We start from the raw sequence: 23,383 nt of genomic DNA, 5'->3' as shown, positions 1-23,383 counted from the left end.
CTCCCTCCTTAATGCTTCTATCATAACATTTATCAGTCATTTCGTCAGCAAAATACGAAAATTTGTTCGCCTTTTTCATAAAAAAAACCAAAGAAGCGCTTTTGAAACTTCTTTGGAAACGACTCTTGCAGTTGCAGCCGGTTGCTCTGAAGTTTCACTTGCTTCTTTGGTCTTTGTTTGTTGGCGATTACGCTTCGTATAGATCTCTTACAGGACCCATGATGATGCGGTTCAAGTCATTGGCTACTAAACTGAAGGCTTGCTCTTTTTGCATCAAGTCAGAAACGATGCCGTCTTGTTGAATTTTTTGCGATAATTCTTGGGCTTTTTGCGCTTCTTCTTCCGTCATTTCTTCGCCAGCCATCATTTTTTGTTGCAGGCTTTGTTGCAACTCTTGAAACTCTTTGAATAACGCGTACGCTTCTTCATTTGCTTTCAAACGGTCGAAAGAACCTTTCAGATCTTGAAATTGTTCTGACTCCCGTAATTCACGTTCTAATTGGTTTGCTGTATCATAAATATTTGCCATTTTGACGCCTCCTCTTTTTTTCTAGTATACCATTCTTCTCAGGTTCTAGACTAGCAGTTGCCTAATTCCTTTAATTTCCACTAATGGAATTCCACAAGCCGCCAAACAATTCTTTCGTTCCTTCTTTGATCTTGCTGCCGAATTCCTTCATACCTTCTTTGGCGCTTTCGGCAAAGTCATCGATGGTTTGTTGCCAATCATTGCTATTTTGTGACGTACTGCTATCAGGATCTGGTACCTCATCGGCTGCCATTAATTTTCCGCCTGTCCAATAAGCGTCTGCAACTTGGAATTGGGTGCCTTGACTATAAGGCAGTAAGCTTTCGGCCTCTGCTTTAAATATTTTCCCAACAACTTGTCCGCTAGTTCCCGTTAAGTAATGATCTTCACTCACATGTTCAAATCCTAGCCAGGTTGACAGAACCATATCAGGAGTATAGCCGACGATCCATTGGTCATTGACCTTAGAAGCATCAAAGTTGGTCTCTGTCGTACCCGTCTTACCGGCGATCGTAAAGCCGTACGGACTAGCACTAACCCCCGTCCCGTTAGAGAAGGTTCCTAGCATCATGCTCGTCATTTTATCAGCGGTCTCTTTAGAAATCACGCGTTTGCCTTGCACAGACGTATTGTCAACGATCACGGCACCAGTTGAATCAACGATTTTGGTGATCAAATGCGGTTTGTAGTAATACCCGCCATTAGCGAAAACGCCATACGCTGCTGCCATCGTCATTGGAGATTCCCCTTTTTCCAAACCACCTAATGCTAAGCCATAATATTTGTCGGATTCGGTCAAGGAAAGACCGAATTCTTGTGCTTTGCTATACCCGCGATCTAAGCCGATCTCATGCAGCAGCCAAACTGCTGGCAGATTCAAACTTTGGGCGAGGGCTTGATACATGACTGCTTCGCCAGCATAGGTCCCGTCAAAGTTTTGAGCATCATAAAAATCAAGGGGCTCGTCTTTCAGGACACTGTCCGGTTCAAACCCAGCTTCTAGGGCAGGGGCGAAGACGCTGATCGGTTTGATCGTGGAACCTGGTGAACGTTTCATTTGCGTGGCAAAATTAAATCCTCTAAAGACGTGCTCACCACGACGACCCACCACCGCTTGCACCCCACCGGTATTCGGATCAAGTGCGACAGAGCCAGATTGCACCATCGTGCCATCAGCGGCATTTTCAGGGAACAAGGCATCGTTTTTATAGGCAGCTTCCATTTGTGCTTGGTAGTTTTGATCCAGGGCTGTATAGATCTTGTAGCCGCGATTCATGACATCATCGGCGTCCAACCCATAGGATTCGGCTTCGTCGATGACCGCATCGAAATAATAAGGATATTTATAGCCAGATTCTGAATTGCCAAATCCATCATAAAGTAAATTGGCTAAGGCAACTTGTGATTCTTGGTCAGCAACGGACTGGTCCAACTTGCCGTTATCCACCATCAAACTCAAGACGGTGTCGCGACGGTTCGTGGCGTTTTCCAGATTGTCGATCGGGTTATAGATCGAAGGACCTTTGAGCATCCCCACCAACGTCGCAGCTTCTCCCACGCTTAGTTCAGAAGCATTGACACCGAAATATTTTAGCGAGGCATCTTGAATGCCCCAAACCCCGTTACCGAAATAGGAACTGTTCAAATACATTTCTAAAATCTCATCTTTAGAATATTTCTTCTCGATCTCGATCGCTAAGAAAAGCTCCTTGGCTTTTCGACTAAAGGTTTGATCCAAGGACAGATAGGCATTTTTAGCAAGCTGCTGGGTGATGGTACTTCCCCCACCGCCTTCGGCACTGCGGTTGACCAGCATACGTAGGGCTGCCCGAGCGATCCCTTTGATATCAAACCCGTGGTGATTATAGAAGTTGCGGTCTTCAGTTGAGATCAAGGCGTTGACCACATCACTGGAGATGGCATCAAGAGAAACGTACGTGCCTTTTTGCGAGTACAACTGCCCTGCTTCATCACCATTGGCATCAAAAATCACCGTCGATTCTTTCAGACCTGACTCTAATTCACTGACTTTCGTATTTTTGGCGATATAAAATAAATACCCGCTCATGATTAAGATAGCAACTAAACTAAGTAAAATAAAAATTTTATTTACGTGGTATTTTTTCCAAACCCGCTTGCGCCATTGATGAAATTGCTGCAAATACGGTTTTAACCAGCGCCAAAAGGTCAGCCAACCGGTCTTTATTTTGTGAAGGATGTGTTTCCAATCCATTACTTCACGCTCCTTTGGTTAAGTGTAGCATAAATGACTTTCTTTGTTATACGGCTCTAGACGTAATTTCATTCGAAAAGAATGCTTTATTATTCTAGCATTGAATACTCTGTTTTTTATTGTTTTTTTTATAAGAAAAGCTTAAAGATGCTATAATAGTCGGTAGCGAATAGCAAAGAAAGGACGTTATTATGGAATACACCATGACTTTACCCGAAAATCACCCGCCCATGCCGCTTCGCGATTTGTTGGAACAGGAGTGGCTCGTTCCACGAAAAGTGCGCCATTTTCTGCGCACACGGAAAAATGTGGCCGTCAATCAGCAGCCCGCGATGTTTCATCAAGAAGTTCGTGGCGGCGATCAAATCACTTTGATCATTGAAGACAGTGATTACAGCTACCAGCCGATCCAGTTAGGCCAAGCGGACGAAGTCGACGTACTTTTTGAAGATGAACACTTATTGGTGCTGAACAAGCCTGCCGGGGTCAAGACGCACCCAAATCAGCCATTAGAAGCCGATACTCTGTTGAATGATGCAGCTGCTTACCTTGCGCCGAAACAGCAGCAGCCTTATGTGGTCCATCGTCTAGACAAAGAAACCAGCGGTGTGGTTTTATTTGCAAAAAATCCTTTGGTGTTGCCGATCTTGGGCCGAATGCTGGAAAACAAACAGATTTTCCGTCGCTATCAAGCCACTGTTTTGGGGAAACTTACGCAAGATCAAACGATCGCCAAAAAAATCGGTCGTGACCGTCACGATCGTCGCAAGCGGATCATTGACTCCCGCAACGGTCAGTCAGCCGTCACCCATGTAACCATCGCCCACGCCCAACAAAAGACAACCAATGTGTATTGTGTGTTAGAAACTGGTAGGACCCACCAAATTCGCGTCCACCTTGCCAGCATCGGTCATCCAGTCGTTGGCGACCCGCTTTACCAAAACAAACCAGCGCCACGTTTGCTGCTGCATGGCTACGAATTGCATCTAGAGCATCCTTTTACCAAAGAACAGTTAGTGATCATCGCTCAACCGGGCTTGTGGTAAGCAACCAAAAAGCATGACGACTTGAGGAATCCCTCTTGTCAGTCATGCTTTTTGGTTTCAGATGATTTTCTCCATGCTTCTACTTGGTATTTTGGTTTATAGCGGTAAGTAAGCTGCTGGATCAACGAAATCTGACCACAACGTCTTACTCAGTCCAAAGTGCAGATGGACGCCTGTCGAATTTCCAGTCGTCCCCATCGTACCGACTTGGTCGCCGACTGCAACGGTCGCCCCCTTTGAGACACTGACAGCTGTTAAATGAAAATAATACGAGTAAAAGCCATTATCGTGAGCCAAAATCACGTAATTTCCAGTGCTTGGGCCATAGCCAGCATCTTCTACCTGTCCATCACGAGCGGCGACGATCTTCTCCCCCGCTTGACCTGTGAAGTCGATCCCGTCATGCTGCGTCCCTGAAAAACCAGTCGGGTCTGCTCGAGTACCAAAACCGCTGGAGATCGACACGGAGTCAGTGATTGGCAGTGAAAATTCACTGGCTGCCGCTTTCTCCGCTGCTTCTTTGGCTTTTTGTTTCGCTTCTTCAGCTGCTTTTGCTTCTTGCTCCACTTTTTCTTGTAGGTCTTGCACTTGGGCTTGCGTCTGCTGCAGCTGCTCTTGTTGGGACTGCAATTCTTTTTTGGCTGTTGCTAATTGTTCTTCGCTATGTACTAATTGGGCTTGCGTCAAGGTTTGGTACGAAGTGATTCGTTGTTGTTCGGCTTCTTTTTCCGCCAATTGTTGGTTCACTTCCCGTAAAGCCGCTTGTTGTTCACTAAACTTGCGTAGTTGCTGGATCGTGGCTTGCGGTCCATCGACTACCAGACTGCTTTGCGCTTGGCTTCCTTGGTGCTGGGCTTTTTGATCATTCAGTGCAGTGATCTGCGTTTGAACTTCCTTGCTTTCTTCTGCCAATTGGCTTAATTCTTCCTGATAATCCGCTAATTGACTTTCCAACGCTGTGACTTTCTGTTGGCTGGTGGTGACTTCGTCTTCATAAGAGGCTAGTTCTGTGGTCAAAACCGTCAGTTCCTCGCTGCTCTTGGTTTCAGCAGCATAACTGATAGCTGGCTGGAAAAGAGGCAACGTAAGGGCGAGCAATAAAAAAATCTTTTTCTTCAATTAGGTAACTCCTTCTTTTTTTAGTAGCTTGGCTACTTTAACATGCTTATTCATGAAAAAAAAGAGGGTTTTTCCAACAGTTTAAAGTCTATTGTTGCAAACTTTCATGTAAATCACCTATAAAACGGGCTTTTTTTACAAATATTGCAGCCGAATAACAACTTTCATAAGAATTTCTTTAGCTCGCCGATCGTCTTATCCTCGCTCTTGCAGCTTCGCCAATTCCTCAGGAGTCAATTCCCGATACTCGCCTAATGCCAAATCATCTGGCAGGGACAGGCCTCCCATGCGAATCCGTTTCAAATAAACGACTTCTTTTCCTACTGCATGGACCATCCGTTTGACTTGATGAAACTTGCCTTCATGGAGGATCAGTTTGATTTCGCTGCGCGTTTCGTCTTCATCGACGTTGAGGATCTGCAGTTCAGCCGGCAAGGTCCACTCGCCGTCTAATTTGATGCCTTTGGCAAAGGTTTTTTGATCCTCCGCTGTCATGATTCCCTCGACTTGGGCATAATATTCTTTTTCCACATGCTTCTTAGGCGACAATAATTGATGCGCCAATCCGCCATCGTTCGTAATCAGCAAAAAGCCTTCGGTGTCTTTATCCAACCGTCCTACTGGAAACAAATCTTCGCGAAACGCTTCTTCAGAAAACAAATCTAAGACCGTCTCTTCATAGGAATCGACGGTTGCCGAAATCACTCCAGCGGGTTTATTCAGCAAATAATAAAACTGGCTTTGATAGACGATGGGTTCCCCCTCAAAACAAACGGTATCTTGTGTTTCTAGTACTTGCGCTTTGTCACTCTTGATGACTTGTCCATTGACGGTCACGAGACCTTTTTTGATCAACTGTTTCACTTCTTTGCGGGAGCCATAACCCATATCCGCTAAAAACTTGTCTAAACGCATCGGTTTCTTCCTTTCATATAAAACAGCCGCCAAGGTCTCGCAAAGGAGGCTCAGCGGCTGCTTCTAGTTTTATTTGATGTGTAATTTCTGGCGTAAACGAACCATTGATGAGCCGAGTAGTTTTTCAGCTAAACGCAATTTCAGCGCAATGTAGATGTACACACTGCCACCGACTCCTGCTACTAGCAAGCTCAAGATAAAGGCTTGGACTTTTCTTTCCGAGCTAAAGATGAGACCAAAGAGTTGGCGGGCGATCAACGCTGCGATCACCATAATGATCGTCATCGCGCCAATCAATAACGTCCGTCGCAACGTTAAGTTTACATTGAAATGGCCTTTGCGAATCATCTTGCGAATGTTCAGCCAGCAGACGATCCCTAAAGCAATCGTCGTGGAAACTAATGGGCCATAAACTTGGAACAACCGAATCGCTGGATACTGCAGGATCAACTTCACCAGCAATCCTACAAAGAAGAAAACAACGGCTTCTTTGTTGTGGTACATTCCTTGTAGCATACTAGAACTAAGCATAAACAAGCCCAAGACCAGACCAGACAGACAGGCAGCGACTAAAACGCTCGCTCCTAACGCATCTGGACGATAAAACAAGGTGTATAAGGGATAAGACAGCACGATCATCCCAAAGGTCGCTGGGAACATTACAAAGGAATACAATTGTAAGTTGTTGCTGATCAATTTAGCTAAGTTCTTTTTGTCTTTTTTGGCGACTGCTTCACTGATCAAAGGCAAGCCTGTTGAAGCCATGGAAGTAGCTAATCCGATAACCACCATCGTCAACTTATCAGGGTTGCTACCGAAGATCGCCATTAATTCTAAGAGCTGATCATTTGAAAATTCAGTAAAACTACTCATGATCCGCACAAAGGTGTATTGATCCACCAATTTTAAAATCGTGATCCCAGAACCAACGATAATAAAAGGGATCGCTTCTTTGATGGTCGCTAAAACCAATTCTTTGGTTTGCAACACGGTTTCTTCTTTGCTCATATCGACTAAGACGTCCATCCGCACCCGTTGCTTTTGGAAGTAATAGCCTAAAACCAAAATACTGGCTAAGACACCGATAAAGGCGGCAAAGGTCGATTGCGTCACAGCCGCCGTGTATTCGCCTTCGATAACCCGCATAATGATGAAGGTCGCCAAAAGCATATAGCAGACGCGGGCGATTTGTTCGACAACTTGCGAGATCGCAAAAGGTTTCATGTCTTGGTTTCCTTGGAAGTATCCTCGCATAACACTCATACAAGGAAAGACCAATAGTGCAATGCTCAATGAGCGCATTGCAGGAATCAATTCTTCCCCGCCACCTGAAGCCGTTGCCAACCATGGGGCTGCCAAATACATGATTCCGGCGGTCACCACGCCAAAGCCTGCCATCAATTGGAAGGCCCTTAAAAAGAGCTTCTGGCTGGTGCGGTATTCTTGGCGAGAATTATAAAAAGAAATCTGCTTGGCAATTGCCGATGGGATCCCAGCAGTTGAGATCATTAAAAATAAGGCGTAAACATTATAGCCCATCCCAAATAACGCATTTGCTTTATCGGCATTTGCCCCCATCCAATAATACCAAGGTAAAATGTAAATGGCGCCAAGCAAACGTGAACCGATATTGCCCATTGTCATCCAAGCAGATCCTTGAGCCATTTTTTCTTGTGTAGTTAATTCTTTTGACACTGAACGCATGTGATTATCCATCGCCATTATCTCCAACTTTCTACAAACATATCCCTTCCATTTTAATTCGAAAAAGAGTTGGTCGCAATCTATTTTTGCAACATCTTAAAGTTTCTTCAAAATAAGAAGAAAAAAAAGAAAACTTTTCCCTCCTAAACGGCGGTTTTTAGGAGTTATGCTATAATAAGAGAAATCTTTAGAGGAATGAAGGAGAACAACGATGCAAAAGGAACTCATTACCGTGCCACAGATCCGCAAACTCTTATTGCAGGAAAACCTATTAAAAGAAATCATCACCCCCACTGATTGGGTTTATACCGTGCCGCAAGAAATGACTGATATTGCCTTTACCTCCTTAAGTTACGACTCGCGAACGGCCGATGCGGCAACGCTTTTTTTCTGTAAAGGGGCTTCTTTTAAAGAAAGCTACCTAGCCGCCGCCATTGATCAAGGCATTCAGTGCTACATTTCAGAAACACCTTATGACAACTTCGCAACCTACGGGATCATTGTTACGGACATTCGAGAAACGATGGCAGTGATCGCTCAAGCGTTTTATGGCAACCCGCAAGAACAGCTGGTGACCATCGGCATCACTGGCACCAAAGGCAAAACCAGCTGCGCCTATTTTGCTCGGGCGATTTTAGCAGAATCGACGGGTCAAAAAGTAGCATTCTTTTCATCTGAGGAAAACTCAGTCGATGGAAAAACCTTTAATGAAGCAGTGTTGACGACTCCCGAAACACTGGATCTTTATAAAATGATGGCTGAGGCTGTTGCAAACGGCATGACCCATCTTGTAATGGAAGTTTCTTCTCAAGCGTATAAAACCAAACGGGTAGCCGGCATTACCTTTGATATTGGCGCGTTCTTGAATATTTCGCCTGATCACATTGGACCGGTGGAACATCCAACTTATGATGATTATCTTTACTGCAAACGGGAACTGATTCGCAACAGCAAACAAATGATTTTAAATCGTCAAAGCGATCACTACCACTTGCTGCGAGAAACTTGTGAAGTCCATCAAGTTCCTTATATCACCTACGGACGTTCAGACGCCGATTATGTCGTCCAAGAAGGAATGGACCTAAAGAGTTTTGCCCTGACAGCTGCTTCTGATGTCTTGCAGGTCTCTGGTGAATATCAACTGGGGATCTTAGGTTCTTTCAACCATGAGAATGCCGCAGCGGCGATTTTGGCTGCCTGCTTAGCGGGTGCCTCTCGTAAGGACGCTCAGAAAGTCCTGCCGACAGTGATCATCCCTGGACGAATGATCGTTTTAGAAAAAGAAAATGGCGCCGTCATGATCGTTGACTATGCCCACAATTACCTGAGCTTCCAATCATTAAGTGAACTTGCCCGTCAATTACGCCCAGATGGCCGCCTGCTTTTTGTCACTGGCAGTGCTGGCGGAAAAGCCCAATCTCGCCGAGCAGATATGGGACGAGCGCTAGGAGAATATGCGGACAAAGTCTACCTGACCAGCGATGATCCTGATTTTGAAGAAGCAGCTGCGATCGCAAAAGAAATTGCAGATGCTATCACCAATCCTGAAGTTGCTATCATTCATGAGATGGATCGGGCTCAAGCCGTCAAATTGGCGATCGCTGAAGCAGACGGTCGTGATATCGTGATTATTGCGGGCAAAGGCGCCGAACAATACTTGAAAGTCGCTGGAAAAAAAGTCCCTTACATCGGTGACTTGACCTTAGCGCAGCAGCAAGCCAAGCACCAATAGCAACAAGTTTTCTCAACAAAAAAAGCTTTCAGATGATCCATTAAATCATCTGAAAGCTTTTTTCCTGTGTGATTAAGGTTGTTCATCTTCGTAAGTCTCATAGACATAGGGTGCGCCATCATAACGGAATTCTGTTGAAATGGCAGCGTCAAGGTCTTCGGTAAACATTCGTTTGCTGAAAGGAAACAAAAAGACTTGCCCTTCTTTGGCATCTTCGGCTGCTAAACGGTAAAACAGCTCTTCTTCTGTTAATTGTTGATTCAACTGTTCCAAGACATCGGCAGTGACTGCCTCTTCTTCATAGCCAGGTTTGGCAATCCGTGCATAATCTTCAAAAAAAGCCGTTTGGCCTTCAAATGATTGATACTCCATGTAAGTCCCCTCTTTCTTTTCTCTTTCTTTATTATACGAGAGTCTGTGAGGATCAGCGAATAATATGATCGCTAACAAGCGGAAATTTGGCTTTTTTAGCGCTTAAATATGTCAGAAACATTTCAAGTGTATTACGAATCAATTATTTGACAAAATCAGATTGAACACGTATCCAAATTTTGTATAATGATACATAGAGACTATAAAAGGGGCAAATGTAATGAACAACGCAAAGAAAAAATTATTCGTCGGTACTGGTGCTGCAATTGGTTTTGTCGCAATCGTTGCTATGATGGCTCAGTTCATGATTTCCAATCATCTATTTGGCGGAAGTGATGCTTCATCAGAAATTTTCACTCGCGCTACGTATCCAAACGGCTTTCTACTAGTGATCTTGATTCCATTGGTCGCAACAGCCGCTTTGTTCTATGGGATCATTCGCAAAAAATAACAAAAAAGTGTTGCTGAGAACCACTCAGTAACACTTTTTTTCTTTGTCGCTACCAAAAAGCTGCCTAACAGACCATTGACCTGTTAGGCAGCTACTTTTTTAGCGTTTAGTTTGCAACGATATTGACCAATTTATTGGGTACGACGATCACTTTGCGGATCGTTTTTCCTTGGAGCTGTTCTTGGACAAGTTCGTTTTCTTGGGCCAATTGTTCAAGCACTGCTTTTTCTGCGTCCGCTGGAACCATTGCTTTGGCACGAACTTTGCCGTTGACTTGAAAGACGACTTCGATCTCATCTTCCACTAGGGCACTTTCGTCATAGGTTGGCCAAGGCACATAAGAGATCCCATTGTCATTTCCGAGGATCGACCAGAGCTCTTCACCGATATGTGGTGCGATTGGAGCCAATAGCTGCACAAATCCTTCGACATACTCGTAAGGTAAGGCATCAGCTTTATACGCTTCATTGACGAAGACCATCAATTGGGAAATCGCCGTATTGAAATGCAGCTGTTCATAATCTTCCGTCACTTTTTTAACCGTTTGGTTATACACCTTCGACAATTTTCCATCGTTGAATGTCGTGATGCGGTCGCGCATTTTGCCATTTTCATCGACGATCAAGCGCCACACGCGATCCAAGAATTTGCGACTGCCTTCAAGGCCATTCTCATTCCAGGCGATCGATGCATCCAATGGTCCCATAAACATTTCATATAGACGCAAAGTATCTGCACCGTATTGATTGATGACATCATCTGGATTGACGACGTTGCCGCGGGATTTCGACATTTTTTCATTGTTTTCCCCAAGGATCATCCCTTGGTTGAACAATTTTTCAAATGGTTCTTTCGTTGGTACGACACCGATATCATACAAGAATTTATGCCAGAAGCGAGCATAAAGCAAATGCAAGACAGCGTGTTCCGCCCCACCAATATAAATATCGACTGGCATCCAGCGTTTCAATTTATCATAGTCTGCCAAAACAGACTTATTATGAGGATCGATAAAGCGTAAGAAATACCATGAGCTTCCTGCCCATTGTGGCATCGTATTGGTTTCGCGACGTCCTTTTTTCCCAGTTTCTGGATCGGTGACATTGACCCAATCCGTGACATTAGCTAATGGCGATTCCCCGGTACCGCTTGGTTTGATATTGTCGGTTTTTGGCAAACGCAATGGCAGCTGATCTTCAGCAAGCGCTGTGGTCGTCCCATCTTCCCAATGGATGATTGGGATTGGTTCACCCCAATACCGTTGGCGAGAGAACAACCAATCGCGAAGACGATAGCTGACTTCTTTTTTCCCAACATGGTTTTCTTCCAACCATGCGACCATTTTTTCAATGGCTGTCTCTTTGTCTAGCCCATCCAAAAAGTCTGAATTGATATGCAGTCCATCTTCGGTATAGGCAGATTCTTCCACGTTGCCCCCTGCCAATACAGGAATGATCTCTAAGCCAAATGTTTTGGCAAATTCGTGGTCACGTTCGTCATGGGCAGGAACCGCCATGATCGCACCTGTTCCATAAGAAGCCAAAACGTAATCGGCGATCCAAATCGGGATCTCTTTGCCATTCACGGGATTGATGGCATAGGCACCAGTGAAGACACCGGTTTTTTCTTTGGCCAAATCTGTTCGGTTCAAATCAGATTTTTTCGATGCTTCTTCTACATAGGCATCAATGGCTGCTTTTTGTTCTGGGGTAGTGATTTGAGCCACTAGCTCATGTTCTGGTGCCAATACAGCGTAGGTCGCACCAAACAAGGTATCTGGGCGAGTCGTAAAGACGGTAAAGTCTTTTTCCATCCCTGCCACTTTAAACGTTACGTTGGCTCCGACAGAACGTCCGATCCAATTGCGTTGCATTTCTTTGATGCTTTCTGGCCAATCAACTTCTTCTAAATCGTCCAACAAACGATCAGCATATGCCGTGATTTTTAGCATCCATTGGCGCATCGGTTTGCGGATCACATCATAGCCGCCCCGTTCGCTCTTGCCGTCAATGACTTCTTCATTGGCGATCACAGTTCCAAGCTCTGGTACCCAATTTACCGGAACTTCGGCTTCATAAGCTAACCCTTTTTCATAAAGCTTGGTAAAGATCCATTGCGTCCACTTGTAATATTCAGGATCTGTCGTATTGATTTCACGATTCCAGTCATAGCTGAACCCTAGCGCATTGATTTGACGGCGGAAGGTCTCAATATTTTTCTTCGTGAATTCCGCTGGATCATTTCCAGTGTCTAGTGCATATTGTTCGGCAGGCAGACCAAAGGCATCCCAGCCCATTGGGTGCAGTACATTGTACCCTTGGCTGCGTTTGAAGCGGCTCAAGATATCCGTTGCCGTATAGCCTTCTGGATGTCCGACATGTAATCCTTGTCCGGATGGATATGGGAACATATCTAGCGCATAAAATTTTGGTTTGTCCGGCTCATCATGGGTGTTGAACTCATTTTTCTTTGCCCAATATTTTTGCCATTTTTTTTCGATTTCTTTGTGATTGTAATTCACGATGGACTCCTCCTAAAAATTGGTGTTTTGCTCGTCAAATCAACCAGCAAAACTTAAAAAAAGTCCTATAAAAATCGCTATGATTTTTATAGGACGTTATCAACGTGGTACCACCTAAGTTTATCTGCTCCTCAAAAAAGCAGACCTCGATGTTTTAACGGCCATCGCCGTATCTGCCTAGCCAAATCAGGTTCAGTCAGATATCACTCGAAGACGAGTTCGAAAGGTGTGCTGTGCATTTCCACCAACCATGCACTCTCTAAAAGTCCCACCGTACTTCTACTATTCCTTCTCAAACGTGAAAGTTTCTTTGCACTTATCCTAACAAAAATCATTAGGAATAGCAATCTATTTTACCCTAACTGTTTGTCCTGGGTAAATAAAGTTATTTTGAATATTGTTCCATTGAATAAATTGATCCGTCGTGATGCCAAACTTATCTGCGATCCCCCAAACGGAATCACCCGCTGCGACCTTGTAAGTACCATTTGTCGCTGAAGTGCTGGTAGTAGCTGTTGTGCCGCCTTGCTTGACGACCACCTTTTGTCCTGGATAGATAAAATCATTTTTGATGTTGTTCCAGTTACGGAATTGGTCCATCGAAATCCCGTGTTTATTGGCAACTGACCAGACTGAATCACCCGCTGCCACCGTATAGGTGTTGCCTGCAGCACTGCTGCTGGTTTGGCTGCTGACGGTCGTGCTCGTTGTTGTACTTGTACTCGTTGCGGAACTACCACTGACGACAACTTTTTGTCCTGGGTAGACAAAATCATTTTTGATATTGTTCAAACTGCGAAATTGATCCATGGAGATTCCATGTTTGTTGGCGATCGACCAGACTGAATCACCCGCTGCCACTGTATAGGTACCGCCACTGCTTTGGCTAGCAGTTGATGCAGTGCTGACGGTCGTGGTACTGCTGGTATTCGTAGACGAACCACCGCTTACGACAACTTTTTGTCCTGGGTAGACAAAGTCATTTTTGATATTGTTCAAACTGCGGAATTGATCCATGGAGATCCCATGTTTATTGGCGATCGACCAGACTGAATCACCAGAAACTACGGTATAGGTATTGCCTGATGTAGTTGCTGAAGTATTACGATTGACGATCGATACCGTAGAAGTTGCCGAAGTGCTTTGGGTGCTGCCGTTAACTTTCAACGTTTGCCCTGGATAAACAAAATCATTTTTGATGTTGTTCAAGCTGCGCAACTGGTCCATGGAGATGCCATGTTTGTTAGCGATCGACCACACAGAGTCGCCCGAAGCGACTGTATAGGTTTGACTGCCGCTCGTGCTGACAGCCGCCGTTGTAGTCGTAGTATTGGTTGATGCGCTAGCTGTGGCACCACCACCGGCATTGCCAGAAGCAGGTGTGTCGTATTGCGTCAAACCAAATTGTTGGATCACTGCATTCAGGGAAGAAGCATAATTGGGTGCAGTCGCATAGCGGCCTGCTAGCCATGCGGTTGCATCAAGATATGAAGTCGTATTGCTTTTCCAAGCGCCAGAATAATATGAAACGCCGCTTTGTAAAGAGGTTGAGCGTAAAGTACGTGCGTTATCTTCGAATGATTGCGTGTATGATGGGTAGCGCTTAAAGGGTTCATTCATAGTCAACCATTGATTGTTCAAGTACTCCAAAGTACTCATATAAACGGTTTGACCGTTGTAGCTGCCTTTGATCCCGAATAGATTATAATTCGGTGCTTTTGATAAACTGCTTCGGCCCCAACCACTTTCTAAAATGGCTTGTGCGATCATCACAGAAGCATATAAATCGTTGGCTTGTGCCACGGGCTGAGCGTAAGTAGCGATTTCGGCAATAAATGCGGAAGTATTCGGCGCGGCAAAATTGCTAGTAGAAACTTGGGCGATCGAGGTCTCTACGGCTTCTGCTTGAACCGATGACACCAATGGAGCTACAACAGAGCAAGCAGTCAGTGTCGTTCCTAAAACAACTGCACTTTTTTTGATCACTCGATACTTATCGCCCGATTGGTCTGCTTGACGATGTACTTTTCTTGATTGACTCGTGTTCATGTCCGTTATTCCTCCGTTTTTTCCTTATAGTGAACGTAGGTTTAGTATACAATTTCTTAAGAATTTATAAAAGGTATTTGAGCCGATTTCAGAAACTGTAAACTCTTTGTAATCAAACGAACATTTATTGAAATGAAGAGTTTGTATTTAACCCAACGAAAAATATTCCTTGGCAGTGGGATGCTCCCTGAATGGTTCCCTGCTTTTTCCGTCTTGCGATAAATGCTATAATACCTTCTAGATGTCTCTTTGCTTGAAGGGGCAGAAATTCTCTAGAAACGAGGCTTTTCCATGCATAAAAAACTTTATTTTCAATTTGCCGGCAGTTGCTTTTTACTGCTGTTCGTTTTTCTCGGCTATCTCGTGAAATTTTATCCTACTTGGTTGGTCTCCTTTGACGAAACCTTGACTCGCATCATCCGTACCGGCTACCCGTTTTGGACACCGTTTTTTCTATGGGTCACGAAATTTGCGAATCCTACCACGATCATCTTGCTCTTTCTCGCTGTCTTAGCTGTCCTAGTGATCAACAAGTATTATGCTGAAGCTCTATGGCTCAGTATTGGTACCATCGGGATTGCTGGGCTCTTTAATCCATTGATCAAACTGGTCTTTTTACGGGAGCGCCCAACTCTTGAACACTTAGTCACGGAATCAAGTTTCAGTTTCCCCAGTGGACACTCGACGGGCAGTATGATTTTTTATGGAACCTTGCTTTTCTTGGTCCCAGTTTTCTTCAAGCAACCTTTTTGGCAATGGGGCATCCGCCTTTTGCTGGGCCTTTTGATGGGCTGCATCGGCATCAGCCGTATTTATGTTGGTGTGCATTTTCCCAGCGATGTGTTAGGCGGTTTTTGTGTCGGCCTGTCTTGGCTGCTGTTGACCTATCCGTACTACTTGCAAAAACGCTTTGTCTGGCGCTTCACGCGTAAACAATTATAAAAGAAGGTAAAAAAATGAATCCATTTCCTTATGCAGAAGATAAAAACAAACGATACCATTCGTGGAACTTTGCTTTGCGGCAAGAATTTGGCGAAAAAATCTTTAAAGTTCCCATCGATGCGGGCTTCGACTGCCCCAATCGTGACGGCACCGTTGCCAAAGGCGGCTGTACATTTTGCAGTGTGTCCGGCTCTGGCGATATGATCGTAGCACCTGAAGCCCCGCTACCAGAGCAGTTTGAAAAAGAGATCGCCATGATGCACAAAAAGTGGCCGCAAGTGGACAAATACATTGTCTATTTTCAAAATTTTACGAACACCCACGCACCGGTGGCAGTGATCCGCGAGCGCTTCGAGCAAGTACTGACACTACCTGGTGTTGTCGGGATCTCCATTGGGACCCGACCAGACTGCTTACCAGCAGATGTCGTTGACTATCTGGCAGAGCTCAATCAACGCTTTTATTTATGGGTCGAATTAGGACTGCAAACGACTTTTGAAACCACGAGCAATGCCATCAACCGCGCCCATGATTATCAAACCTACTTAGACGGCGTCGCCAGCCTGCGCAAACACAATATTCGTGTCTGTACCCATTTGATCAATGGTCTGCCAGGCGAGACGATCGAGATGATGCAAGAAAACGTCCGACGCACCATTCAAGATTCTGATATCCAAGGCATCAAACTGCACCTGCTGCATTTGATGCGCAATACTCGGATGCTGCGGGATTATCATGAGGGACGTTTGCAATTGATGCGGCGCGATACCTATGTGTCATTGATCTGCGATCAGTTAGAAATGATCCCCCCAGAGATCATCATTCATCGCTTGACAGGCGATGCACCATGGGATTCTCTGGTAGGTCCAATGTGGAGTTTGAAAAAATGGGAAGTCTTGAATGAGATTGATCAAGAAATGCTACGCCGCAACTCCTATCAAGGGAAATTCAACGTGCGAAAGGAGCTTGTCAATGCTGCCGACCGCCATGCGCTATAGCCACACCCTTTTAAAAGAAGTTGTGCAACCGGGACATACCGCTGTTGATGCCACGATGGGCAACGGCTTTGACACGGAATTACTGGCTTCCTTAGTTGGGCCGACTGGTCAGGTGTTTGCTTTTGATATTCAAGAACAAGCCCTCCAAGCCACCAAAAAACGTTTGACTGAAAAAGAGCTGTTGGCGCAAGTCCAGCTGATCCATCAAGGCCATGAGACGTTGGCAGATGTTGTGAGCGGTCCGGTTCACGCCGCCATTTTCAATTTAGGCTACTTGCCGAAAGGGGACAAAGCGATCATCACGCTGCCTGATACAACGAAAACGGCTTTAGAAGCTTTACTGACACGTTTAGCCCCGAAAGGTAGAATCATCCTCGTCTGCTATTATGGACACGCTGGCGGCGAAGCAGAGCTGAAAGAAGTCCACTCCTTTTGTCAGCAGCTGCCGCAAGAGGAATACAATGTCCTTTCCTATCAATTTATCAATCAGCGCAACCAGCCGCCGATCTTATTTTGTATCGAACGAAAAAACCATCAGTCCTCGGCACGTTAAGGTGTCGATCGACTGATGGTTTTTTATTCACTAAAAAGCCATTGCAGGACTCGTTGGATCCATTGATCCCAAAAATTCCAATCATGATCCCCAGTTCCCGATTCAAACGTTACGGCTAGTTTGCGTTTTTGCAGCTTATCCACCGCATATTCACTTGCCGGATACAGCTGATCCTCGGTTCCGCAGCTAATAAAAAAGCGCGGCGCTGTGCTTGGATCGATGGTCTCAATCAGATGGATCAAATCATTTTCTGACCCTTTGAATTGCTCTAATGGTCCAAAAATTCCTTCCCAATAAGCTTGGCTTCGCAGCTGCAGCAAGGAATCCATGCTTTCAGCCAGCGCTAATGCCCCAGACAAAGACGCTACCGCCGCAAACTGGTCAGGCTTTCTCAGCCCGAGTTTTACTGCCCCATAGCCCCCCATCGAAAGCCCAGCCGCAAAAGTTTTTTCTCGTTTTTGCGTCAGCTGAGGAAACAGCTCATGGCAAATCTGTGGTAATTCTTCGGCGATAAAAGTCCAATACTTCATCTCATAGGTCGTATCGGTATACCACCCCAGATCAGTAGACGGCATGATGACCGCTAGTTGATACTCTGCGGCATACCGCTCGATCGACGTCCGTCGCTGCCAAACACTATGATTTCCGTTCATCCCATGCAATAAATAAAGCACCGGGAGATCTGTGCCCGTCGATTGGCTTTGGGTGCCGATTTTTTTCTTGGTACTTTGAGGCAAGATCACATCGATCATTACCTCCATTTCAAGAACATTTGAATAGATATTTGCTTGTAAAAAAGCCATACAATCACCTGCGATCCTTTTTTTATATTGTACCAGATTCTCGCGAAATCGTGCGGGTCAAACCAATCGCTAAAACAATCAACAAAACACCGATCCCAAAAACCCAGTGTAGACCGCTATAAAGAATCTCCCGTAATTGCCCTAATAAGGCTGTTGGCAGCTGACGCGCGGCGGCTGGATCTACCAGCTGATTCATGACACTGCTATCAGTGACTTGCGCCTGTGCCAAGCCCACGCTATTGCTGGTGTTTAAAACGATACCGAAGACCGCCACCATAATGGTTTGCCCGATCGTTCGCAGCAGGGTATTAAAAGAAGTCGCCACGCCGACTTGGGTGGGTGCAACGCTGGTTTGGGCAGTAACGGTACAAACCACCATCGTTGCCCCTAATCCGACGCCCGTAATAGAAGAAATGACCAAGAACAACCAGAATGATGTCTGTGCCGGTGTCAAAAACAACCACAAGGCACCGGTAGCCGTGATCACTAAGCTAACCGTCAAGACCCAACTGACACTGTGTTGTGTCAACCAACGGCTGGCTAAGAAGGAACCAATCATCCATAAAATCGACAACGGTGCCAACACAAGCCCGCCAATCCCCGCACTCATGCCTAAGACCCCTTGCATCCACATTGGGATATAAACATCGATCCCCATCAGGAAGCCGCTAGCCAAAGCTGCTACGATGTTGACCACCACAAATAGTTTTGAGTGGAACAGCTTCAGATCAATAATCGGATCTGCTGCTTTTTTCTCCACACGAATGAAGCCGATAAACGTGAGGACAGAAAAAACGAACAGACCGATAACAGGCAGACTTACACCATAATCTCCTAGCAATTGGAAGCCTAGCAGGAGCCCTACTAACGTCAACATCAACAAGAGACTGCCTGCATAATCAATGTTGACTGCAGCAAAGGCCTTTTTTTCTTCATGAAAATAAAACCAAATTAAGGCGATCAACCCTAATCCGATGGGCACGTTGATAAAGAAGATCCAATGCCACCCGATCGTATCTACGATCAATCCACCGGCTAAGGGACCAACGACACTGGCGATCCCCCAAGCAGTACTATTGAGCCCTAAGGCTTTCGCCCGCTTTTCAACAGGATACAGGTCCGCAATGATCGTTAGGGCAACGGGCATCATGGCCCCTGCGCCTAATCCTTGCAACGCTCTGGCAATGATCAACGTCAACATTGTGTTGGCCATCCCACAAAACGCCGACCCGATAATAAACAGCAGCGTACCAAATAGAAAGACTGGTTTGCGGCCGATATTATCGGCAAACTTGCCGTAAATCGGGGTCAACATCGCACTGGTCAAAAGATAGATCGAGAAGACCCAGTTCATGATCTCGATTCCTTTCAATGAACTAACGATGGTAGGCATCGCTGTCGTAATGATCGTTCCTTCGATCGCGGTCATAAACGTTGCGACAAAAACTGCAATAGTGACTAATTTTACATTGGTTCGCATGTAACTCCTCCTTTTACTCCAAAAAAAAGAACCTCTATTGATAGTCATCAATAGAGGTCGCCTCTTTTAATCCTTCACACTTGCCAAAAGTGCCGCCACCTTGTCGGTGCGTTCCCATGGCAAATCGATATCTGTACGACCGAAATGTCCGTAAGCGGCAGTCTGACGATAAATCGGACGGCGCAAATCTAACATTTCAATAATTCCTGCTGGTCGCAAATCAAAGTTTTCCCGCACCGCTTGAATCAAGCGATCGTTACTGACGGTTCCTGTACCAAAAGTGTTGATGCTGATCGACACGGGTTGTGCCACACCGATCGCATAGGCTAATTGGACTTCCACTTTTTTGGCTAGCTTTGCTGCTACGATGTTTTTGGCAATGTAGCGAGCCGCATAGCTGGCTGAACGGTCAACTTTGGTTGCGTCTTTTCCAGAAAACGCACCGCCACCATGACGAGCATAGCCGCCATAAGTATCAACGATGATTTTTCTGCCTGTCAAACCGGCATCCCCTTGAGGACCGCCGATCACAAAACGACCAGTAGGATTAATATAATATTTTGTCTGCTCGTCTAAAAGATCGGCAGGGATCACTTCTTTGATCACTTTTTCAATGACATCACGGTGGATCGTTTCATTATCAGCCGCATCATCATGCTGGGTACTAATAACGACGGTGTCCACTCTTTGTGGTTGATCGTTATCATCATATTCAACAGTTACTTGCGATTTTGCATCTGGACGCAAGTAGCTTAGTTCATTGTTTTTACGCAACTCTGCTAAACGACGGACTAACCGATGACTCAATGCGATTGGTAAAGGCATCAATTCAGGTGTTTCATCAACGGCAAAACCAAACATCAAGCCTTGGTCACCGGCACCGATATCTTCTTTATCCGTTTCTCCGCGACTTTCTAAAGCATCGTCAACGCCTTGAGCGATATCTGGTGATTGCTCATCGATCGCTACTAAAACAGCAACCGTATCGCCGTCAAAGCCGAATTTTGCTCGTGTATAGCCGATTTCTTTGATGGTTTCACGGACGACTTTTTGGATATCTACGTAAGCAGAAGTAGAAATTTCTCCAAAAACTAAAACCAATCCGGTGGTAACTGACGTTTCACAAGCAACCCGAGCCATTGGATCTTCGGCAAGCAACGCATCTAAGATGGCATCACTGATTTGGTCGGCTACTTTGTCTGGGTGTCCTTCTGAAACGGACTCTGATGTAAATAAGTGTTTCTCTGTCATTTTTGTATTCCCCCTAATATATGTTTCGGTTACAAGGCATCTTCGCAGCTGCGAATCCTTTCGGGAACTTGCAACGGACTGATTATAACAAATTTTGACCCTTCGTAGTTGAAAAATGATAAAAAAGATCATTTTTGGGTAATAAAAAAACACTCTCAAGAGTGTTTGCATGATCCGTACGGGATTCGAACCCGTGTTACCGCCGTGAAAGGGCGGTGTCTTAACCGCTTGACCAACGGACCAGTTTGAAAATGTAATGGGCCTAAATGGACTCGAACCATCGACCTCACGCTTATCAGGCGTGCGCTCTAACCAGCTGAGCTATAGGCCCCAAATAAAAAATGCAAAGCGGGTGACGAGAATCGAACTCGCGACAACAGCTTGGAAGGCTGTAGTTTTACCACTAAACTACACCCGCATTCCTATGGCGCGGGACAGAATCGAACTGCCGACACATGGAGCTTCAATCCATTGCTCTACCAACTGAGCTACCGAGCCAAAAACAACGGTCTGGACGGGACTCGAACCCGCGACCTCCTGCGTGACAGGCAGGCATTCTAACCAACTGAACTACCAAACCAGAAGCTTTGTATTGCTGCTTTGCCGTTAAACAAAGCGATTGCGGGAGCAGGATTTGAACCTACGACCTTCGGGTTATGAGCCCGACGAGCTACCAGACTGCTCCATCCCGCGATAAGTAATTACTTTTCAGTAATTAAAGGACTGTGATTCTTTTGCTCGCAACAAAAGAGACAGTTAAGGAGGATAAGGGATTCGAACCCTTGCACGGTTTTACCCGCCTGACGGTTTTCAAGACCGTTCCCTTCAGCCGGACTTGGGTAATCCTCCAAAAGTAACAAATGATCCGTACGGGATTCGAACCCGTGTTACCGCCGTGAAAGGGCGGTGTCTTAACCACTTGACCAACGGACCAATAAAAAAACGGAGAAGGAGGGATTTGAACCCTCGCGCCGGTTTCCCGACCTACACCCTTAGCAGGGGCGCCTCTTCAGCCACTTGAGTACTTCCCCAAATGTATGACTACATTTTGATGGGCCTAAATGGACTCGAACCATCGACCTCACGCTTATCAGGCGTGCGCTCTAACCAGCTGAGCTATAGGCCCCAAAAAATAAAAGCTAAAGCGGGTGACGAGAATCGAACTCGCGACAACAGCTTGGAAGGCTGTGGTTTTACCACTAAACTACACCCGCATGGCGGTCTGGACGGGACTCGAACCCGCGACCTCCTGCGTGACAGGCAGGCATTCTAACCAACTGAACTACCAAACCATATTTAGCTTTTATTGCGCTTTTGAAAACAAAAGCAATTGCGGGAGCAGGATTTGAACCTACGACCTTCGGGTTATGAGCCCGACGAGCTACCAGACTGCTCCATCCCGCGATAAGTAATTACTTTTCAGTAATTAAAAGACTGTAATTCTTTTGCTCGCAACAAAAGAGACAGTTAAGGAGGATAAGGGATTCGAACCCTTGCACGGTTTTACCCGCCTGACGGTTTTCAAGACCGTTCCCTTCAGCCGGACTTGGGTAATCCTCCATAATAAAACAGATACAATGCCACAATGGACCTTGTAGGACTCGAACCTACGACCGGACGGTTATGAGCCGTCTGCTCTAACCAACTGAGCTAAAGGTCCAGGCTCTTAAAAAATCGCGGCGGAGGGGATCGAACCCCCGACCTCCCGGGTATGAACCGGACGCTCTAGCCAGCTGAGCTACACCGCGTAAAAAAGAATCATTTATTCAAATGATATGGAGCCTAGCGGGATCGAACCGCTGACCTCCTGCGTGCAAAGCAGGCGCTCTCCCAGCTGAGCTAAGGCCCCTTTTGTAAAAGTATCGGGAAGACAGGATTCGAACCTGCGACCCCTTGGTCCCAAACCAAGTGCTCTACCAAGCTGAGCTACTTCCCGTTATTAAAGCGCGCCCAAGAGGAGTCGAACCCCTAACCTTTTGATCCGTAGTCAAACACTCTATCCAATTGAGCTATGGGCGCATATTATGAAATGCCGAGGACCGGAATCGAACCGGTACGGTGATCACTCACCGCAGGATTTTAAGTCCTGTGCGTCTGCCAGTTCCGCCACCCCGGCTGAAAATTGCTAAGGCAAAGCGGAAAACGGGGTTCGAACCCGCGACCCCCACCTTGGCAAGGTGGTGCTCTACCACTGAGCTATTTCCGCGTATTCCTGATGCCGGCTAAAGGACTTGAACCCTCGACCCTCTGATTACAAATCAGATGCTCTACCAACTGAGCTAAGCCGGCAATGAAGTGCGGGTGAAGGGACTTGAACCCCCACGCCCGAAGGCGCTAGATCCTAAATCTAGTGCGTCTGCCAATTCCGCCACACCCGCATAGGTTATTACTATGAGTCGTACAGGGCTCGAACCTGTGACCCTCTGATTAAAAGTCAGATGCTCTACCAACTGAGCTAACGACTCATATGGGGGTTAACGGGATCGAACCGCTGACCCTCTGCTTGTAAGGCAGATGCTCTCCCAGCTGAGCTAAACCCCCATAAGGTAAAAAAAACGCGTGGCGACGTCCTACTCTCACAAAGGGAAACCCTTCACTACAATCGGCGCTAAGAAGCTTAACTTCTGTGTTCGGCATGGTTACAGGTGTATCCTTCTTGCTATCGCCACCACACTATTCAATTGA

At 45.8% G+C, this 23,383-nt stretch carries 17 protein-coding genes, 25 tRNA genes, 1 rRNA gene, 1 riboswitch and 1 other annotated feature; of the genes, 6 read left to right on the top strand and 37 right to left on the bottom strand.

Annotation, left to right across the window (positions count from 1 at the left end):
* Positions 1 to 187: 187 nt before the first annotated feature.
* Both IGI89_RS06605 and IGI89_RS06600 read right to left on the bottom strand, forming a co-directional pair.
* The gene (locus tag IGI89_RS06605; RefSeq protein ID WP_005227708.1) at positions 188 to 529 is read right to left on the bottom strand and encodes a YlbF family regulator; all 342 of its coding nucleotides are present in this window, start codon (positions 527 to 529) and stop codon (positions 188 to 190) included.
* Positions 530 to 599: 70 nt separating this feature from the next.
* Positions 600 to 2,762 carry a PBP1A family penicillin-binding protein gene (locus IGI89_RS06600; protein ID WP_008382020.1) on the bottom strand — a complete coding sequence of 721 codons (2,163 nt, stop codon included), beginning with the start codon at positions 2,760 to 2,762 and terminating at the stop codon, positions 600 to 602.
* 191 nt (positions 2,763 to 2,953) lie between these two features.
* On the opposite strand from IGI89_RS06600, the gene IGI89_RS06595 reads away from it, so the two are divergent.
* Positions 2,954 to 3,808 carry an RluA family pseudouridine synthase gene (locus IGI89_RS06595; protein ID WP_438735458.1) on the top strand — a complete coding sequence of 285 codons (855 nt, stop codon included), beginning with the start codon at positions 2,954 to 2,956 and terminating at the stop codon, positions 3,806 to 3,808.
* A 96-nt stretch (positions 3,809 to 3,904) separates the two neighbouring features.
* On the opposite strand, the gene IGI89_RS06590 is transcribed toward IGI89_RS06595, so the two are convergent.
* From IGI89_RS06590 to IGI89_RS06580, 3 genes are all read right to left on the bottom strand, one after another.
* Positions 3,905 to 4,927: a peptidoglycan DD-metalloendopeptidase family protein gene (locus IGI89_RS06590; RefSeq protein WP_438735457.1), complete on the bottom strand. Its 1,023-nt coding sequence runs from the start codon at positions 4,925 to 4,927 to the stop codon at positions 3,905 to 3,907.
* 195 nt (positions 4,928 to 5,122) lie between these two features.
* A complete protein-coding gene (locus IGI89_RS06585; RefSeq protein ID WP_008382017.1) occupies positions 5,123 to 5,842 on the bottom strand; it encodes a pseudouridine synthase in 720 nt (239 codons plus the stop codon).
* Positions 5,843 to 5,911: 69 nt separating this feature from the next.
* Complete coding sequence (locus tag IGI89_RS06580; protein ID WP_008382016.1) at positions 5,912 to 7,558, bottom strand: putative polysaccharide biosynthesis protein; 1,647 nt, start codon at positions 7,556 to 7,558, stop codon at positions 5,912 to 5,914.
* Positions 7,559 to 7,757: 199 nt separating this feature from the next.
* Here IGI89_RS06580 and murE point away from each other — a divergent pair, with 199 nt between their 5' ends.
* Entirely contained in the window at positions 7,758 to 9,278 is a 1,521-nt protein-coding gene (murE, locus tag IGI89_RS06575; RefSeq protein WP_016620002.1) for a UDP-N-acetylmuramyl-tripeptide synthetase, read from the top strand.
* A 72-nt stretch (positions 9,279 to 9,350) separates the two neighbouring features.
* On the opposite strand, the gene IGI89_RS06570 is transcribed toward murE, so the two are convergent.
* Complete coding sequence (locus IGI89_RS06570) at positions 9,351 to 9,650, bottom strand: DUF5960 family protein (protein ID WP_008382014.1); 300 nt, start codon at positions 9,648 to 9,650, stop codon at positions 9,351 to 9,353.
* A gap of 220 nt (positions 9,651 to 9,870) precedes the next feature.
* Between IGI89_RS06570 and IGI89_RS06565 the strand changes: the two genes are divergently transcribed.
* A complete protein-coding gene (locus tag IGI89_RS06565) occupies positions 9,871 to 10,101 on the top strand; it encodes a hypothetical protein (protein WP_005233376.1) in 231 nt (76 codons plus the stop codon).
* Between the two features lie 106 nt (positions 10,102 to 10,207).
* On the opposite strand, the gene leuS is transcribed toward IGI89_RS06565, so the two are convergent.
* Positions 10,208 to 12,622 (bottom strand): leucine--tRNA ligase, encoded by a 2,415-nt coding sequence (leuS, locus tag IGI89_RS06560; protein ID WP_061053373.1) that lies wholly within the window; start codon positions 12,620 to 12,622, stop codon positions 10,208 to 10,210.
* Positions 12,623 to 12,708: 86 nt separating this feature from the next.
* Positions 12,709 to 12,928, bottom strand: a binding site (T-box leader).
* A 42-nt stretch (positions 12,929 to 12,970) separates the two neighbouring features.
* Entirely contained in the window at positions 12,971 to 14,671 is a 1,701-nt protein-coding gene (locus IGI89_RS06555) for a LysM peptidoglycan-binding domain-containing protein (protein WP_431410156.1), read from the bottom strand.
* A 291-nt stretch (positions 14,672 to 14,962) separates the two neighbouring features.
* Here IGI89_RS06555 and IGI89_RS06550 point away from each other — a divergent pair, with 291 nt between their 5' ends.
* The 3 genes from IGI89_RS06550 to IGI89_RS06540 are packed head-to-tail and all read left to right on the top strand — an operon-like array spanning position 14,963 to position 17,164.
* A complete protein-coding gene (locus tag IGI89_RS06550; protein WP_438735456.1) occupies positions 14,963 to 15,613 on the top strand; it encodes a phosphatase PAP2 family protein in 651 nt (216 codons plus the stop codon).
* Positions 15,614 to 15,627: 14 nt separating this feature from the next.
* Positions 15,628 to 16,611 carry a TIGR01212 family radical SAM protein gene (locus tag IGI89_RS06545; RefSeq protein ID WP_005233367.1) on the top strand — a complete coding sequence of 328 codons (984 nt, stop codon included), beginning with the start codon at positions 15,628 to 15,630 and terminating at the stop codon, positions 16,609 to 16,611.
* Positions 16,586 to 17,164, top strand: coding sequence for a tRNA (mnm(5)s(2)U34)-methyltransferase (locus tag IGI89_RS06540; protein ID WP_176273436.1), 579 nt, complete (start codon positions 16,586 to 16,588; stop codon positions 17,162 to 17,164). The genes IGI89_RS06545 and IGI89_RS06540 overlap by 26 nt, the downstream gene beginning before the upstream one ends.
* A gap of 23 nt (positions 17,165 to 17,187) precedes the next feature.
* Here the strand turns inward: IGI89_RS06540 and IGI89_RS06535 are convergent, their stop codons facing one another.
* The 29 genes from IGI89_RS06535 to rrf form a co-directional block, all read right to left on the bottom strand.
* Positions 17,188 to 17,967 (bottom strand): alpha/beta hydrolase, encoded by a 780-nt coding sequence (locus tag IGI89_RS06535; protein ID WP_005227672.1) that lies wholly within the window; start codon positions 17,965 to 17,967, stop codon positions 17,188 to 17,190.
* Between the two features lie 22 nt (positions 17,968 to 17,989).
* Complete coding sequence (locus IGI89_RS06530) at positions 17,990 to 19,447, bottom strand: MDR family MFS transporter (protein ID WP_438735453.1); 1,458 nt, start codon at positions 19,445 to 19,447, stop codon at positions 17,990 to 17,992.
* A 66-nt stretch (positions 19,448 to 19,513) separates the two neighbouring features.
* Positions 19,514 to 20,698: a methionine adenosyltransferase gene (metK, locus tag IGI89_RS06525; RefSeq protein ID WP_008382004.1), complete on the bottom strand. Its 1,185-nt coding sequence runs from the start codon at positions 20,696 to 20,698 to the stop codon at positions 19,514 to 19,516.
* Positions 20,696 to 20,777: riboswitch (SMK box riboswitch) on the bottom strand. It overlaps the preceding gene by 3 nt.
* 91 nt (positions 20,778 to 20,868) lie before the next feature.
* A tRNA-Glu gene (locus tag IGI89_RS06520) sits at positions 20,869 to 20,940 on the bottom strand.
* Between the two features lie 15 nt (positions 20,941 to 20,955).
* Positions 20,956 to 21,029: transfer RNA gene (locus tag IGI89_RS06515), tRNA-Ile, on the bottom strand.
* A 16-nt stretch (positions 21,030 to 21,045) separates the two neighbouring features.
* Positions 21,046 to 21,116 (bottom strand) — tRNA-Gly (locus tag IGI89_RS06510).
* Between the two features lie 7 nt (positions 21,117 to 21,123).
* Positions 21,124 to 21,196 (bottom strand) — tRNA-Phe (locus IGI89_RS06505).
* Between the two features lie 8 nt (positions 21,197 to 21,204).
* Positions 21,205 to 21,278: transfer RNA gene (locus IGI89_RS06500), tRNA-Asp, on the bottom strand.
* 39 nt (positions 21,279 to 21,317) lie between these two features.
* Positions 21,318 to 21,391 (bottom strand) — tRNA-Met (locus IGI89_RS06495).
* A 66-nt stretch (positions 21,392 to 21,457) separates the two neighbouring features.
* Positions 21,458 to 21,547 (bottom strand) — tRNA-Ser (locus IGI89_RS06490).
* 12 nt (positions 21,548 to 21,559) lie between these two features.
* Positions 21,560 to 21,631, bottom strand: a tRNA-Glu gene (locus IGI89_RS06485).
* A gap of 10 nt (positions 21,632 to 21,641) precedes the next feature.
* Positions 21,642 to 21,729: transfer RNA gene (locus IGI89_RS06480), tRNA-Ser, on the bottom strand.
* Between the two features lie 21 nt (positions 21,730 to 21,750).
* Positions 21,751 to 21,824: transfer RNA gene (locus IGI89_RS06475), tRNA-Ile, on the bottom strand.
* Positions 21,825 to 21,841: 17 nt separating this feature from the next.
* Positions 21,842 to 21,912: transfer RNA gene (locus IGI89_RS06470), tRNA-Gly, on the bottom strand.
* 1 nt (position 21,913) lies between these two features.
* A tRNA-Asp gene (locus tag IGI89_RS06465) sits at positions 21,914 to 21,990 on the bottom strand.
* Between the two features lie 38 nt (positions 21,991 to 22,028).
* Positions 22,029 to 22,102, bottom strand: a tRNA-Met gene (locus IGI89_RS06460).
* A 66-nt stretch (positions 22,103 to 22,168) separates the two neighbouring features.
* Positions 22,169 to 22,258 (bottom strand) — tRNA-Ser (locus IGI89_RS06455).
* A gap of 26 nt (positions 22,259 to 22,284) precedes the next feature.
* Positions 22,285 to 22,358: transfer RNA gene (locus tag IGI89_RS06450), tRNA-Ile, on the bottom strand.
* Positions 22,359 to 22,372: 14 nt separating this feature from the next.
* Positions 22,373 to 22,446 (bottom strand) — tRNA-Met (locus IGI89_RS06445).
* Between the two features lie 28 nt (positions 22,447 to 22,474).
* Positions 22,475 to 22,547: transfer RNA gene (locus tag IGI89_RS06440), tRNA-Ala, on the bottom strand.
* Positions 22,548 to 22,560: 13 nt separating this feature from the next.
* A tRNA-Pro gene (locus IGI89_RS06435) sits at positions 22,561 to 22,634 on the bottom strand.
* A gap of 9 nt (positions 22,635 to 22,643) precedes the next feature.
* Positions 22,644 to 22,717, bottom strand: a tRNA-Arg gene (locus tag IGI89_RS06430).
* A gap of 11 nt (positions 22,718 to 22,728) precedes the next feature.
* A tRNA-Leu gene (locus IGI89_RS06425) sits at positions 22,729 to 22,814 on the bottom strand.
* A gap of 18 nt (positions 22,815 to 22,832) precedes the next feature.
* Positions 22,833 to 22,904: transfer RNA gene (locus IGI89_RS06420), tRNA-Gly, on the bottom strand.
* A 10-nt stretch (positions 22,905 to 22,914) separates the two neighbouring features.
* Positions 22,915 to 22,987 (bottom strand) — tRNA-Thr (locus IGI89_RS06415).
* 7 nt (positions 22,988 to 22,994) lie between these two features.
* Positions 22,995 to 23,076: transfer RNA gene (locus IGI89_RS06410), tRNA-Leu, on the bottom strand.
* 14 nt (positions 23,077 to 23,090) lie between these two features.
* A tRNA-Lys gene (locus IGI89_RS06405) sits at positions 23,091 to 23,163 on the bottom strand.
* 3 nt (positions 23,164 to 23,166) lie between these two features.
* Positions 23,167 to 23,239: transfer RNA gene (locus IGI89_RS06400), tRNA-Val, on the bottom strand.
* Between the two features lie 16 nt (positions 23,240 to 23,255).
* A 5S ribosomal RNA gene (rrf, locus tag IGI89_RS06395) occupies positions 23,256 to 23,371 on the bottom strand.
* Between the last annotated feature and the right edge of the window lie 12 nt (positions 23,372 to 23,383).

The sequence above is a fragment of the Enterococcus sp. AZ141 genome, from assembly GCF_051714385.1.
Taxonomy (GTDB): domain Bacteria; phylum Bacillota; class Bacilli; order Lactobacillales; family Enterococcaceae; genus Enterococcus_D; species Enterococcus_D entomosocium.
Note: the sequence above shows the minus strand (reverse complement) of the source record. Positions and strands in the feature narration are given on the sequence as shown.

Bases quoted from the DNA above. Each gene is read 5' to 3' on its own strand.
- IGI89_RS06605 (WP_005227708.1), bottom strand. From the start codon at position 529: ATGGCAAATATTTATGATACAGCAAACCAATTAGAACGTGAATTACGG.
- IGI89_RS06600 (WP_008382020.1), bottom strand. From the start codon at position 2,762: ATGGATTGGAAACACATCCTTCACAAAATAAAGACCGGTTGGCTGACC.
- IGI89_RS06595 (WP_438735458.1), top strand. From the start codon at position 2,954: ATGGAATACACCATGACTTTACCCGAAAATCACCCGCCCATGCCGCTT.
- IGI89_RS06585 (WP_008382017.1), bottom strand. From the start codon at position 5,842: ATGCGTTTAGACAAGTTTTTAGCGGATATGGGTTATGGCTCCCGCAAA.
- IGI89_RS06580 (WP_008382016.1), bottom strand. From the start codon at position 7,558: ATGGATAATCACATGCGTTCAGTGTCAAAAGAATTAACTACACAAGAA.
- murE (WP_016620002.1), top strand. From the start codon at position 7,758: ATGCAAAAGGAACTCATTACCGTGCCACAGATCCGCAAACTCTTATTG.
- IGI89_RS06570 (WP_008382014.1), bottom strand. From the start codon at position 9,650: ATGGAGTATCAATCATTTGAAGGCCAAACGGCTTTTTTTGAAGATTAT.
- IGI89_RS06565 (WP_005233376.1), top strand. From the start codon at position 9,871: ATGAACAACGCAAAGAAAAAATTATTCGTCGGTACTGGTGCTGCAATT.
- IGI89_RS06555 (WP_431410156.1), bottom strand. From the start codon at position 14,671: ATGAACACGAGTCAATCAAGAAAAGTACATCGTCAAGCAGACCAATCG.
- IGI89_RS06550 (WP_438735456.1), top strand. From the start codon at position 14,963: ATGCATAAAAAACTTTATTTTCAATTTGCCGGCAGTTGCTTTTTACTG.
- IGI89_RS06545 (WP_005233367.1), top strand. From the start codon at position 15,628: ATGAATCCATTTCCTTATGCAGAAGATAAAAACAAACGATACCATTCG.
- IGI89_RS06540 (WP_176273436.1), top strand. From the start codon at position 16,586: ATGCTGCCGACCGCCATGCGCTATAGCCACACCCTTTTAAAAGAAGTT.
- IGI89_RS06535 (WP_005227672.1), bottom strand. From the start codon at position 17,967: ATGGCTTTTTTACAAGCAAATATCTATTCAAATGTTCTTGAAATGGAG.
- IGI89_RS06530 (WP_438735453.1), bottom strand. From the start codon at position 19,447: ATGCGAACCAATGTAAAATTAGTCACTATTGCAGTTTTTGTCGCAACG.
- metK (WP_008382004.1), bottom strand. From the start codon at position 20,698: ATGACAGAGAAACACTTATTTACATCAGAGTCCGTTTCAGAAGGACAC.